The sequence below is a fragment of the Pseudochrobactrum sp. AO18b genome (assembly GCF_000409565.1).
GTDB lineage: Bacteria > Pseudomonadota > Alphaproteobacteria > Rhizobiales > Rhizobiaceae > Pseudochrobactrum > Pseudochrobactrum saccharolyticum.
This window is the reverse complement of sequence record NZ_ANNO01000167.1, coordinates 1-14,184: the sequence shown is the minus strand read 5'-3', so window position 1 is coordinate 14,184 and position 14,184 is coordinate 1. Positions and strand designations below refer to the sequence as shown.

Genomic DNA, 14,184 nt, shown 5'->3' with positions numbered 1-14,184 from the left:
CCGTAAAACAACACATTTTGTCGTTCTGCGGGGCAGGTTATAAAAGTGCTGAAACTTCAGCACAGAAGAAGTGGATATTATCAATGACATTGCATAATCGCTGGCTGGTACTGGCCATCGTCTCAAGTGCATTATTCCTGATCGTGATTGATATGACTGTGCTTTACACAGCATTGCCGCGGCTTACCCATGATCTTGCGGCCAGCGCATCAGAGAAACTCTGGATTATTAATGCTTACCCGCTGGTCGTTGCAGGCCTGTTGCCGGGTGTCGGCAGTCTTGGCGACCGTCTCGGGCATAAACGTATGTTCACAGCGGGGCTTGTGGTTTTTGGTATCGCGTCACTCGCAGCAGCCTATGCACCAAATGCGGAAATGCTGATTGCTGCCCGCGTGTTGCTTGCCGTTGGTGCTGCAATGATGATGCCGGCAACACTCTCGATCATTCGCCTGACTTTCGAGGATGAGAACGAACGCTCTTTCGCAATCGGTATCTGGGCGGCGGTGGCCTCCGGCGGTGCAGCCTTCGGTCCTGTGGTCGGCGGCGTTTTGCTGGAATATTTCTGGTGGGGTTCTGTCTTCCTTATCAATGTGCCGGTGGTGCTGATTGCGCTGGTTCTGGCTTTGACCGTGCTGGAGACCCGTCCCGGTAATAAAAACCGTCAATGGGATCTGATCGGTTCCGTTCAGGTGATGATCGGTCTTGTCGGTGTGACTTTTGCCTTGAAAGAGCTGGCCAAGCGCGACAGTTCCATGTTGCTCTTTACCGTCTCTATGATTGTCGGTTTGATTGCGCTGGTGGTGTTCTATCGCAGGCAGCGGGCAACCAATGGTATGCTGGTTGATTTCTCGCTGTTTGGTAACCGCAAATTCTCGTCCGGCGTGATGGCGGCTTCTGTTTCTTCGGCAGCTCTGATTGGCGTAGAGCTGGTTTTCAGCCAGCGTTTGCAGCTTGTTGCCGGTTATTCGCCGCTGCAGGCCGGTCTGCTCATTCTGCCAATTCCGCTGGCCGCCTTTGTTGCGGGGCCGCTGGTTGGCTGGGGACTGCCAAAAATCGGTGAGGCACGGGTGCTTTGGGGTGGTATGCTGATTACCGGTCTTGGTACTGCGCTTTATCTGCTGAGCTTCCAGATGCAGCCGCAGATCTGGCTGATCGGCCTGATGATTATGGGTTTTGGTGTCGGTGCCGCAATGACCGGTGCTTCAACCGCAATCATGGGCAATGCGCCGGAAGAAAAAGCCGGTATGGCAGCTTCCGTAGAGGAAGTGTCCTATGAGCTTGGCGGTGCCACAGGCGTTACGATTTTCGGCAGTCTGATGACCGCAATCTATACGGCATTTATGATCGTGCCGGAAGGATCGGGTTTTCCTGAAACGATCCGTGACAGTCTGGATGAAGCTTTGCTGCTGGCAGAAACCCTGCCTGCGGAACAGGCACAGCATCTGCGTGAGGTTGGCTTTATGGCCTTCGATCAGGCCTTTATGTGGGTGATTGCAACGGCGTCATTGCTGATTTTTGCAACGGCATTGCTGATCTACCGGATGAACCGGAAAGCATAAAAAAAGACCGGCTCATTCTGACGGATGAGCCGGTCTTACTATTTTGAACAGAGATGATGATTATTTATCATCTTTCATACGGGCGAAATAATTCGCCAGCAGCGCACCGGAAATATTGTGCCATACGCTGAAGATCGCGCTTGGCACTGCGGCCAGCGGCGAGAAATGCGCATTGGCAAGGGCGGCACCCAGACCGCTGTTCTGCATACCGACTTCAACTGCAATGGCTTTACGCTTGGCCAGCGACATGCCGGTAAGTTTGGCTGCGGTAAAGCCCAGCATATAGCCGATGCCATTGTGCAGAACCACGACCACGAAGATCAGCAGGCCGGAAGTAGCGATAGCGCCTTTGCTGCCTGCCACAACAGCGGCAACAATCAGCACGATGCCGGTCACGCTTACCAGCGGCAGCACAGGGACAGCGGATTTAACAATGCCCGGAATGAGTTTCTGCGCCAGTACGCCAAGTGCCAGCGGCACGAGGATCACCTTAACAATGCTCATGAACATTGCCATTGCATCAACCGGCAGGAACTGGCTGGCGAAGAACCAGACGAGGAATGGCGTTACCAGCGGTGCAGCCAGTGTGGTCACGCTGGTGCAGGCAACGGACAGCGCCACATCGCCTTTGCCGAGATAGGTCATCACATTGCTGGATGTACCGCCCGGGCAGCAGCCGACGAGAATAACACCGGCAGCGACTTCCGGTGACATCGGAATGATCTTGGTCAGCAATACGGCAAGCAGTGGCATAATCAGAAACTGCGAGGCAACACCGATACCCACATCGACCGGACGGCGCACAACTTCACGGAAGTCATCAAGGGAGAGGGTAAGACCCATGCCGAACATGATGATACCGAGCAGGGTAACAATATAAGGGGCGAATTGTTTAAAGGTCTCAGGGAATACAAAACCCAGTACGGCAAACAGCAGAACCCAGACCGCAAAAGTCTTGCCTACAAAAGCCGAAAAGCTTGCCAGCATTTTCATTACAGATAGTCCTTATTTAATAACTGACCCCGCTCTTGAGTGCATCCCGAAAAGTGCGAAGCGGTTTTCGGATAAGATGCGCGTAAAAATAGATAGAGCGGTTCCAACGATTTTATTTTAACTGGAACCGCTCTAGTTTTTATGAGGCGGCATGGCAAGTTATTAATGAAATAAAATAAGTGCATTACGGGTAATAAAATGAGTCTGTGCGGCAGGCATATAGGCCTAAAGTTTCAGAGCACCTGTAAATAAAAACACCCGCCATAGCTGTGCATGACGGGTGCGTTAGTTTTGTCTGTCAGTCTGTATCGTCAGGCTGTCTTTTTATTGTCGCCCATTTGGAAAATCGCGAACAATGCGATAACAGCTGCGATACTGACATACCATGCAGGTGCACTGTAGCCGAGCGAAGTGGTGCCGAGCCATGTCAGCGCTGCCGGAGCAAAACCACCGAAAATCGTGGTGGAGATGTTATAGGCCAGCGACATACCGGTTGAACGGATATGGGTCGGGAAGACTTCGGACAGGGCGGAAGGTGCAACGCCAACCACACCGGCAACCATAACACAGAAGCAGCTCTGAACAGTGATCAGGGTGCCGAGTGTCGGTGAGTGATGCAGCCACCACAATAGCGGATGGATAGCCACCAGCAATACGGTTGTGGTGATCGCCAGTGTCAGACGACGGCCGATCTTGTCGGAAACAGCACCGGCAGCAATACAGGCAATAGCCATCAGAATATTACTGATAAGTGCCGAGATAAATGCCTGCGTACCGGTGAAACCGAATGCGCGCTGCACATAGACCGGCATATAGATAACCATGACATAGACGCTGGCTGCCCAGAGCACGGAGAAGGCCGTACCTTTGAGCAATGCACCGCGATAGGTGGTGAAAATCTCTTTCAGCGGAGCATGTTCTTTGTGCGCGGCTTCCGGTTTTTCGTCAAATTTCGCTTTGAAATGTGGTGTTTCATCCAGCGAACGGCGCATCCACAGACCGACAGGGGCAATCAGCAGGCCGAGGATGAACGGAATACGCCAGCCCCAGTCACCGATCTGATCTTCAGTCAGCAGCGATGTAACGCCCAGCGCCACAAAGGCACCGATAATATTGGAAAATGCCATACTGGCCTGCAGCCATGCAGCATATTTGCCCTTCTGACCTTCCGGTGCATGTTCCACCAGAAACGCCGCCGCACTGCCGACTTCACCACCGGCTGAGAAGCCCTGCAAGACACGGCCTGCAAGAATAATCATCGGTGCGCCGATACCGATCGCGGCATAGGTTGGTGCAATAGCAATCAGCAGCGTACCGGCTGCCATAATCATGATGGTCAAAAACAGCGCCGCTTTACGACCGGCTTTATCAGCGTAAACGCCGAGCACAACCGCGCCGAGCGGACGGATCAGAAAGCCGAGGCCAAAGGCCAGAAACGACTTGATCAGTTCGACAGTGTCATTGCCGCCAGGAAAGAAATTCTTGGCGATATAAACCGCAAACAAGGCGTAGATTGTAAAATCATACCATTCCAGAGCATTACCGATTGAGGCAGCAGCGACAGCCTTTTTGGCGTTGGAATTATGCTTTGTATGCGATGGTATAGTTGGATTATGTGTAACGTCCGTCATAGGACTGGCTCTCCCCCAAACATTCCGGCTGTGGTCTTTTATCTCTCATCTCCCACCAGCAATACGAGACAGTAACAATTTAACTTTGTGTCGGCATTTGACAAAAAATGAATGTCTCCATAGCGAAAAACGAAATAGTGTTTCGACGGAACAATATTTTTGTATTTATGGCATATTGGATTGATATTCTTGGTAAAAATCACTGATGAAGGTCTGTGCCTATGATCGAGCTGCGGCAGCTTTCTTACTTCGTGGCGGCCTGCCATCAAACCAGTTTCAGCAAGGCGGCTGAAATGCTGGATATTGCGCTGTCAACGCTCAGCGTGGCACTGCAGAATCTGGAAGAGGAAGTCGGTGCACAATTGTTCCGTCGCGTGCCTGCGGGGCTTACCCCGACTGTGGCCGGACGCTGGCTTTACCGTGCTGCTATTCCACTGTTGCAGGCTGAAGCTTTTACCCGTCAGGCGGCGATGCGGGAATGTACCGAAGAGAATGAATTCAGCCATCTGGTTGTGGAAGTCCAGCTGATGTTCTCGCTGGGCAATGTCTCCAAAGCCATCAGTACGGCGCTTGCCGGATTGCAGAAAGATTATCCGGATGTGTTTATTGAGCCGCATTGGGGCAGTGCGGATGGTGATCCGGCTTTACCGCTGACAGAGAGTGCGAAAAGCAGCCGGATTATTTTCAGCTATGAGAAAAAGGGTGTCGCCATCCACGATGATCCGTGGGTGCTGGCGCGTAGTCTGCCTGTGCAGTCAGGCGAAGCGCCTGCTTTGCAGGATATGCTGGCTGGCCCTGTGATTGTGCCTGCATTGCCGGAACCGCTGCTGCATGACCTCTCTGCTTATCTGGCAAAGCATCCGATTAAAAATATCCGCTTCACGCAGGATCATCCGGGTACTCTGGCACGTTTAAGCGGGGAGCACCCTGATACGGCCTTTCTGGTGCCGCAAAGCACGCTTGCCAACCGCATGGGGCTGCATCGTCTTAAACTGGTGCCGCTTGATCCGCCGCTCATCAGTCAGGTGCGGGTGCATATTGCCGATCCGCATCCGGTGGCGGAAGAGACTGTGCGCCGTATTCGTGCGGCACTGATTTCCGGTGAAACATCGCCGCTTTATCAGCCGCAGCTCACCAGACGGCAATTCAGCTATTTCCGGCTCATTGACAACAACCGCAATCTCACCGCTGCTGCCCGTATGGCCAAAGTTGCCCAACCGGCCATTACCGGCCAGCTGCGCAAGATGGAGCAGGTGATCGGCAAACAATTATTTGAACGCCGTCGCGACGGGCTTGTGCCGACAGATGCCGGACGGGTTTTTCGTATCGGCAGTGATCTGATCGACGCGCGTTTGCAATCCATGGCCGTGCATAGTGCGGGATCATTGGGGCGCAACCGGTCGCGTTTACGTATCGGCGTGCTGCCATCCGTCAGTCAGGAAAGCACTTTGCTGGCAGGGATGACCGATGCCGTGCTGCGCTGGCGAAAGAACCATCCGCAGATTGATCTGCAAATTCTCGAAGCTCCGACGAGTGTCTTGCAGGATTGGGTGCAGGCGGGTGTGATCAGCCTTGCCGTGCTGGAAACCGATATGCCGCATATGGCGCGTTTCAGTCTCAATGTTGAAGAGCCTCTGTCGCTGATCTGTCATCCTGATCTGGCTGCAGAACTCTCACAAAACACAGCGATTGATCTGGAGGCGCTTCGTCAGGTACCGCTGGTTCTACCGACTATGACTTTCGGCATCCGGCAATTGCTGGATGCACAGTTGAGCGAGCACAACTTGTCCGTTGAACCGGTCATCGAGATCAATTCTCTGCCGATGATGATCGCGATGATCCGGCGTGAAAAACTCGCCACTTTGCTGCCGGTCTCAGCCGTGCGCCGTGATCTGGAGCAGGGCACTCTGGTAAGCCTTGAACTGAAGCCGCATATTCTGCGCAGGTTGTTTGTGATTTATTCCAATGCCCGTACCCTGACGGTTGCCGAAAGAGAACTGGTGCGCGAATTGCGTGAGGCACTCACTCCATAATCGGCTTAGAGCGCCGTGTGCCAGACTTGGCACACAAAGGTCGCTCTAACACTTTAAAATTAGAGCATAATTTTACCTTAAACTGATCCAGGTTTAAGGAATTATGCTCTGGAAATGAAAACAGGCGAAACCGGAGTTCCGCCTGTTTTCTTCACGGGGGCATTTTCTAGGTTTTACGCCAGATTGAAGTGGCGGATGTTTTTCTTTTCCGCTTCATCCAGCGCTTCTTCATATCCGGCATCGGCATAACGCATCACGCCGAGCGAAGTGTCATTGGTCAGCGACAGTTCAATGCGGGTATCCGCATCATCTGTACCATCGGCCACCACAGTCACACCCGCGCTGGTCATGTAGCCGGAATAGCCGCCGCCGCCGGAGTGGATCGCGACCAGATCAGCCTGCGACGAGCACATGGCCAGACCGTTAATCAGCGGCCAGTCGGCAATCGCATCAGAACCGTCACGCATATTCTCAGTCATGATATTCGGATGCGCCATGGCACCGGCATCAAGATGATCGCGGGTAAAGGCAACAGGGCCGGACAATGTACCGTCACGCACCATGCTGTTCACTGCGAGTGCCAACTGGGTGCGTTCGCCATGACCGAGCCATGCAATACGTGCCGGCAGACCTTCAAACGGCACATTTTTACCGGCGAGATGGATCCAGTTGGTGACAATGCGGTTATCCGCAAAAGCCTTGAGGATGTAATTGTCGATAATGCGGATATCTTCCTGATTATTCGACAGGGCAATCCAGCGGAACGGGCCAATCGCGCGGCAGAACAACGGGCGCAGGAAGGCTTCGGTGAAGACCGGAATGTTGAACGCATCGGCCACACCGCCGTCTTTGGCGTGAGTGCGGATCAGGTTACCATTGTCAAAAACGACCGAACCGGCTTTCTGGAAGCCAAGCATTGCTGTGACATGACGAACAATGGAAGCACGGCTTTCATTCATCAGGGTCTGCGGGTCGCTTTTGCGCATCGCGCGGGCTTCATCCAGCGAACGGGTCGCCGGTACATAGCCGTAAACCAGATCATGGGCGGAAGTCTGGTCAGTCACGATATCCGGAATGATGTTGCGTGCCAGAATTTGCTCATAAAGATCAGCGGCATTGCCGTGAACGCCGATGGAGACAGCGCGTTTCTCGGCCATTGCTGTTTTGACCTGCGCCAGCGCATCGTCCAGATCTTTGGCAATCACGTCAAGGAAGCCGATATCCTTGCGCTTCTGAATGCGTTCCTGATCGATTTCAACGCAGAGCGTAACCGCACCGGCCATACGGCCTGCCAGCGGCTGCGCGCCGCCCATGCCACCTAGACCGGCGGTGAGGATCAGACGACCGGCCAGATCATTGTTGAAACTCTGTTCGGCGATGCGCATGAAGATTTCATAGGTGCCCTGAATAACACCCTGCGAGCCGATATACTGCCAGTCACCGGCAGTAAGACCACCCCAGCAGATCAGGTTCTGCTTTTCCCATTCGTAGAAATTTTCAGCCTTCGCCCACTGACCAACCATATTACAGTTGGCCATAATCACGACCGGTGCCTGTTTATGGGTTTTCAGAATGCCGATCGGCTTGCCGGATTGTACGACGAGGGTTTCGTCTTCTTCAATCTTGTGCAGGCTTTCAACGATCTTGTCATGGGACGGCCAGTCGCGTGCGGCTTTGCCGAGTGCGGCATAGACCACCAGATTATCAGGATCTTCACCCACAGCCAGCACGTTTTCCATCAAACGCAGCAGGCCTTCAGCGCGCCAGTTCTTACAGCGCAGCTCGGTGCCGGATGTGACGTTAAATTGTTTCTTGGACATAATAATACTTTCTAAACCGCTAAATCAGGCCAGTGCATAATCGGCAAGCGAAATGCCGAGTGCCTTTTCGACAATCGGATAAACGCTCGGGTCTTTGACCGAGGCGCTGAGCGGGATTTCTGTCTTGTTGATGTGGAACACCAGAATTTCCATGCCCTCATGGACATTGCCGACACTGACAGGGCTGCCATTGGTATCGAGCGTGGTGATCACGTCAGGGAAGGTGGCAAGACGCTGACCGTCACCGTCATCCACGGCCATATATTCGTTCATCACATGCAGGATCACATCGCGGTTGCCGTCACGCACGGTGATAGTGCCGATGTCGAAAGCTTCCTGCGTGTAATGCACATTCTTGGCGGTGACTTTGCCCTGTGCGAGAATGCTGCCATTGGTGGTTTTGCAAATTGCATCAATCACCGCAGTCGCACCTTTGCTCTGGGCTGCGCGAATGGCTTCGCCAAGGGTCAGAGCACGGGAGATACCGCCGAGCGCTGCATTCTTGCGCACATAAGACGCACGCAGCGGATTGCGGCAACTGGCGATGAAGCCGCCGGACATATCGGAAGCTTTGCGCAGGATCGGCGAAATTTTAGCTGTCGCGCCGCGTGTAACCAGCTCGATATAGGAGTTGGAATCGCGGTGGCCGCCAACGGCTGTCTGGATCATCTGCTCAGGGCTGTTGGCCATGCCGATGGAACCCATATCGCCGGTCGGATGCGCACGGATATCGCCCACAGCATCAATAACCTTGGTGCCGAGAACAGCGGAAGGCAGCCATGCATTCATGGTGCTGGACATGCCGTTCTGGCCGATCATCAGGCCATAGACTTCGTCGCCCAGCTCATATTGCAGCAGTTCAACGGCTTTCACATAGTCGATGCCGAGCATTTCCCACTGGGTGGTGCTGGCCGGTGCGCCGATCGCAGCGGCTGTGGCAATCCATGCATCGTCGGATACTTCTTCCATATCCACCAGTTCAGGCCGGCCAATGGTGACCGCAGTGGTGCCCAGCATACGGCCATGCTCGACCCAGCCGCCGCCGCCGGCTGCAAAGACCGAACCGCCGGCAATTGCGGATTCCACGTCATCCAATGTTAAAATACGCCCCATAATGGCCTCCTCTTAAATGCTGTTATGCGTTTGATTGGTAACCGGAGTGCGCTCGTCAAAGCGGCGCACTGCCGCAAACATTGCTGCAGCACCTGCTGCAATGTCGTGTTTCTCTGCCCATTCTTCCGGTGTGTGGCTGCGTCCGCCAAGGCATGGCACAAAGACCATGGCCGCCGGTGCCAGCTGGCCGATAAAGGCCGCATCATGCCCCGCACCGCTGGCGAGTTGCAGATGACTATGACCGAGCGCATCGGCGCTTTTTGCCAGATCATCCAGCAGGCCTAAGTCACAATCCATCGGCATGGTGTCGGAAAGGGTCTTGAAACTGCTGCGCTCCACTCTGGCCTTTTCGGCAGCATCTTGCGTTGCCGCATCAATACTTTCCAGAAAGCGCAGGGTTTTCTCGCGTTTGCCGGTGCGGATGTCGACGATCACCTTGGCCTGTTCCGGCACCACATTGGCACCGCCCGGTTCAAGGGTGAGAATGCCGACAGTGGCAACAAAATAGCCATCCGGCTCAGATGCCAAAGCTTCGGCCTGTTCACGGATTGCAGTGACAGCTTGTGCCGCCGCATAAAGCGCATCGCGGCGCATATGCATAGGCGTGGTGCCCGCATGGTCAGCGGCACCCTGAAAAGCAATTTCCAGACGGGTGATGCCGACAATACCTGTCACCAGCCCCAAATCCGTCTTGCTCTGTTCCAGCACAGGGCCTTGCTCAATATGCAGTTCCAGATAGGCGGCAATATCATCCTTGCGTATAGCCTCTGGAAGCTTGACCGGATTACCGCCGACACGGATCAGCGCATCACCGAGACGCTCATCCTGCGGGCCGGTAAAGTCGAGCATGGCATTGGTCAGCTGACCGCTCATGCCACGGCTGCCGACACAGGAGAGGCCGTATTCACTCGGTTCTTCAGCGAGAAAATCCACCACTTCCAGATTATGCTGCAATTCTATACCGGCATCGCGCAGGGCACGGGCAACTTCGAGTGCCGCCACCACACCGGCAATACCGTCAAAGCGTCCGCCGGAAGGCACAGTATCACTATGCGAGCCCATCATAATAGTTTTGGCGTGCGGCTTGGCACCGGTACGGCGACCGATCAGATTGCCTGCGGTATCAATGCGCACCTCAAGACCGGCGGCTTTGAATTGCTCAATCAGATAGGCGCGGCCAGCCAGAAAACGCGGCGTAAAAGAACGGCGCGTGTAAGGCTTGCCCGGCTCGGTAATATCGGCCAGCGCCATAATATCCTGCCAGAGCCGGTCAACATCGACGAGCGTATTGAAGGCCGCCATTACGCGGCTCCTTTACGAAGGGCCGGGCGTACAAAGCGACCGGAACCCGGTTCCGCTGTGACCACACCCTCAGCCATGGCGCATTCACCGCGCACAAATGTATGGGTGATACGGAACGGCAGTTTGATACCGTCATAAGGACTCCAGCCGACAATATTATTGCCGCTTTCTGCCGCTTTGTAAGTGTAAGGATCGCGGCGTGCCAGAACGATATCGGCATCAAGACCGGCACCGAGCGCACCTTTGGTCTGACCGAGGCGGAACAGATTAGCCGGATTATGCGCCAGCAGGCGGGCAGCATGGCTGAGTGACAGACCGCGCTCATCCAGACCTTTGAGCAGCAGCGCATAGAGCGCTTCCAGCCCCGGAACACCGGATGCATTTTTCAGCATGTTTTCATCGTTTTTGCGATCAAGCGACCAGCTCACATGATCGGTGGAAACAATGGTCACATTACCGGCAGCCAGTTGCTGCCAGATGGCTTCACGCTCGGCGCGGTTGCGTACCGGCGGGTTGATCTTAGCGCGGCCGATCAGGCGGCTGACATCATCTTCTTCACAGAGGGTCAGATAGTGGATGCAGGCTTCAACCGTTGCCGCATAGCCCTGTGCGCGATAACCGGCGGCCAGTTCATAGCCACGGCCAACGGAGCAATGCACCACATGGGTGGCGCAACCGCTCATGGCGCCGATCTCATAGACTTCTGCCATCGCCAGTGTTTCAGTCACCGGCGGTCGGCTCATGCTATGGGTCAGATAATCGGTGCGGCCGCTTTTCTCGACCTGATCGATGTAATAGCGCACCATTTCATCATTTTCATTATGAATACCGGCAATCAGACCATGGCGGGCAATGGCCGAGAAGCACTCATAAAGCATCTGCGGGGTGATGCGCGGAAAGCGCTCCGGATGGGTGCCGAAGGTCGAGAATTTGAAACCCGCCGCACCGGCTTCAACCAGACCGTCAATATGTTTGGTGCCGTCTGCCGGATGCGCCGTGGCATAAAGCGCGAAATCCACGCGCGCTTCTTGACCCGCGGTTTCCACCTTGCGGGTGAAGCGCTCCGGTGTCGCGATCAGGTCGCCGTCGTCATAAGGCATATCGACAATCGTTGTCACACCGCCTGCAGCAGCCGAGCGGGTCGACCAGATAAACTCTTCCTGATTTTTCTGGCTACGGCTGTGTACCTGACCGTCAATGGCACCCGGCAGCACCAGATAATCCGCACCGCCGTGGCTTTCACCTGCAGGGGCAGTGCCCTGACCGGTCTGGACAACGCGGCCGTCGCTGACCAGCACCCAGCCATTGTCAATGACCTGATCGGGCAGAACCACTTTACCTTTGAAGACTTTATCCTGCATTGCGGCATTCCTCATTCTGGCTGCCTGCATCACTTTGAATGCAGGCAGTTATGCGATTTTAAAATTACTTAGTGGCTGGCTGCGTAAAAGCGTGCAGCAACTGCACGCCGGCGGCAAAATCAGGCGTGTAAATGCGATCCTGATCCACGAATTTGACCTGTGCGCGATAGGTTTTCAGCAGCTTTGCAGATGTCTTGCCGAGCGCAACTTTGCCACGCAGATCAACCGCCTGCGCCGAATGCAGCAGCTGAATGGATGACAGGCTGTACATATTGCCGAGAATGCGCTGGAGGTTGCTCACAGCCAGCGGGGCATTGTTGCCGGTATCTTCAATATTGCCTGCCATGGCGAAAGTGTCGAGCGAGACCGGCATGGCCAGTTGGCGGTTTTCCGCATAGAGCGCAACAAGCGGCTTCTGCATAGCACCGAAAGCATGGCCTTCATTCTCAGGGCCGGCAAGGAAGCGCGGGAGTTTGGTGAAATCCGGATTTTCCGTGCGGATGGTCTGCATTACAATATTCTGCGCTAAGCGGGTGAGGGCGACATTCAGATTTTCCACACGGGTGGCAACCGGCAGCATATCGAAATTGGCGGTCGGATAAATCGCGCCATGCACATCGCCTGCGACCTGATATTTGTGCAGCTGGTTATGACTATCAGCCGCTTTTTCCGCAGGCTTGTCGGAAGTCACAGCGGCAGGATTGTCATCGCTGGCATTGATATGGATATGCAGAGCTTCTTCGAGTGCGGCCTGTGCTTCCCATGCATTACCAAGCGCATAGGCCATCGTGCGGTAGGAGAGCGGATCCTGCAAAGCGCGGCCGTCAGATTGCTGCCAGAGATAAGAACCATCCAGCGCTTCACGAATATCTGTTGCCGCCTTCACCATTCCCGGAAACGGGCGCAGTTCGGTTGTCTCAGAGAGGAAGGGCGCGACATTGCCGTTATAACCTTCAAGCGACAGAGCAAAAACGGCTGTGGCGGCTTCGAGATAATGGCGGGTTTCTTCTGCAAGCAAAGCGGCCTGACCGGCAGTCAGTGCATTGGTGCTGAGAATGGAGAGGAAGTCTTTGCCGACCGGTTCAATTGGCTTTAATCCTGCCAGTTTCAGAGCTTCTGCCGCAGGCATACGCTTGCCCTGATAATCCACAAACCATTCGCCGATCATTGCCAGACCAATATGGGAGGCGAGTGTAATATCAGCCTCACCGACAGAGCCTTTTTCCGGCACAACGGGGATGATGTCGTGATTGAGGAAGTCGCGATAGGCTTCCACCACACTCAACTGCGTACCGGTTTCACCGCCGAGCATTTCATTGAGGCGGATCAGCATACCGGCGCGTACTGCCTGCGCAGGCATGGCCTCGCCAATACCGCCACCATGGGCATGAAGCGAACTGGTGTTGAAGCGGCGGGAAAGTGCCAGTAATTCTTCATCCAGCGTGCGGCGGCCTTTAACCTCTTTGAAAACCGGTTTGTCCTTGTTCCAGCCCACGCCGACATTCAGCCCGTAAACGGCGGTGCCTTGCAACGCGGCTTCCATCACCAGATCAAAACTTTGGCTGACTTTTTGTGCAGCTTCCGGAGCGATTTCGACTTTTTCACTTTTATTCGCTGCGAACTTTGCCACCTGCGCAGTGGTGAGCTGCGTTCCGTTAAGCTGCAAATTTTCAGCATAGGCGGCAGAAGACGATAGGAGGGCAAGTGTCAGAAGGCTGAGTTTGGACAGGTGGTTGAGCTTTTTCATACTGGGTTCCCGTTTGCCTTTTCCCTCTGAATGAGGGTGCTTATGGATGCGGCAAATTATGGGTCAGTATAGAAATTGCTTGAAAGGCTGAAACGGCGAAAGTTGCGAAACCGGCAATAACAAAAAGCTAAATCCTGCCGGCATCAGAGAATAGTTTTCCGGACAGTCCGGATTGTCGTCTTACGCATACCGGCTTTCATTTCGTAGCGTAATGAAAAGGACTGCGTGTAACTGAAAGGCTGATTTTGGGAAATGAAACTCGATATTCAGTGATTGTTAAAATGACAATAAATACTGTAAAATCAAAAGCTTGTAATTGTTATTTTAAGGGTTGTGTATGGCATTTTTATGATGAATTGTCTGCGGGTAACTGCACATAATTTCAGGCAAATTCAGTAACGGAGTTATACATGTCTTGTACTCTCTCGTCTAAAATTGCACTCAGCCTTATGATGTCGGCCTCTTTGCTCAGTCAGGCCGCAGCACAAAAATCAGAACAGGATGTCAAAGCCTATAAGCAGCAAGTAACAGCGGGTGTGGAGAGCCGCGCCAAGCTTGCGCAGGAGATGACGGATTCAATTTTCAGCTTTGGTGAGCTGGCCTTTCAGGAAGTGGAAACCTCAAA

10 protein-coding genes are annotated in these 14,184 nt (G+C 54.1%); 3 read left to right on the top strand and 7 right to left on the bottom strand.

Features of this window, described 5'->3' with window-relative positions; translation table 11 throughout:
* Positions 1-83 precede the first annotated feature (83 nt).
* A complete protein-coding gene (locus A918_RS0106950) occupies positions 84-1,559 on the top strand; it encodes an MFS transporter (protein ID WP_022710360.1) in 1,476 nt (491 codons plus the stop codon).
* A 60-nt stretch (positions 1,560-1,619) separates the two neighbouring features.
* On the opposite strand, the gene A918_RS0106945 is transcribed toward A918_RS0106950, so the two are convergent.
* Together A918_RS0106945 and A918_RS0106940 are read right to left on the bottom strand one after the other, a co-directional pair.
* Positions 1,620-2,552, bottom strand: a complete 933-nt coding sequence (locus A918_RS0106945; RefSeq protein ID WP_028233499.1) for a bile acid:sodium symporter family protein — start codon at positions 2,550-2,552, stop codon at positions 1,620-1,622.
* A gap of 311 nt (positions 2,553-2,863) precedes the next feature.
* Complete coding sequence (locus tag A918_RS0106940) at positions 2,864-4,183, bottom strand: MFS transporter (protein ID WP_022710359.1); 1,320 nt, start codon at positions 4,181-4,183, stop codon at positions 2,864-2,866.
* A gap of 221 nt (positions 4,184-4,404) precedes the next feature.
* On the opposite strand from A918_RS0106940, the gene A918_RS0106935 reads away from it, so the two are divergent.
* A complete protein-coding gene (locus tag A918_RS0106935; protein WP_022710358.1) occupies positions 4,405-6,216 on the top strand; it encodes a LysR family transcriptional regulator in 1,812 nt (603 codons plus the stop codon).
* Positions 6,217-6,389: 173 nt separating this feature from the next.
* Here A918_RS0106935 and A918_RS0106930 read toward each other — a convergent pair whose 3' ends face one another.
* The 5 genes from A918_RS0106930 to hutH form a co-directional block, all read right to left on the bottom strand.
* Complete coding sequence (locus A918_RS0106930) at positions 6,390-8,036, bottom strand: urocanate hydratase (RefSeq protein WP_022710357.1); 1,647 nt, start codon at positions 8,034-8,036, stop codon at positions 6,390-6,392.
* 24 nt (positions 8,037-8,060) lie between these two features.
* On the bottom strand, positions 8,061-9,149 hold the full coding sequence (locus tag A918_RS0106925) for a DUF917 family protein (protein ID WP_022710356.1): 1,089 nt from the start codon (positions 9,147-9,149) through the stop codon (positions 8,061-8,063).
* 12 nt (positions 9,150-9,161) lie between these two features.
* On the bottom strand, positions 9,162-10,451 hold the full coding sequence (locus A918_RS0106920; RefSeq protein WP_022710355.1) for a Zn-dependent hydrolase: 1,290 nt from the start codon (positions 10,449-10,451) through the stop codon (positions 9,162-9,164).
* A complete protein-coding gene (locus A918_RS0106915) occupies positions 10,451-11,812 on the bottom strand; it encodes a dihydroorotase family protein (RefSeq protein WP_022710354.1) in 1,362 nt (453 codons plus the stop codon). The genes A918_RS0106920 and A918_RS0106915 overlap by 1 nt, the downstream gene beginning before the upstream one ends.
* A gap of 64 nt (positions 11,813-11,876) precedes the next feature.
* On the bottom strand, positions 11,877-13,559 hold the full coding sequence (gene hutH / locus A918_RS0106910; RefSeq protein ID WP_022710353.1) for a histidine ammonia-lyase: 1,683 nt from the start codon (positions 13,557-13,559) through the stop codon (positions 11,877-11,879).
* Positions 13,560-13,969: 410 nt separating this feature from the next.
* Here hutH and A918_RS21720 point away from each other — a divergent pair.
* Positions 13,970-14,184 (top strand): hypothetical protein (locus tag A918_RS21720; protein WP_198013277.1); only part of this gene is annotated, 215 nt, incomplete at its 3' end.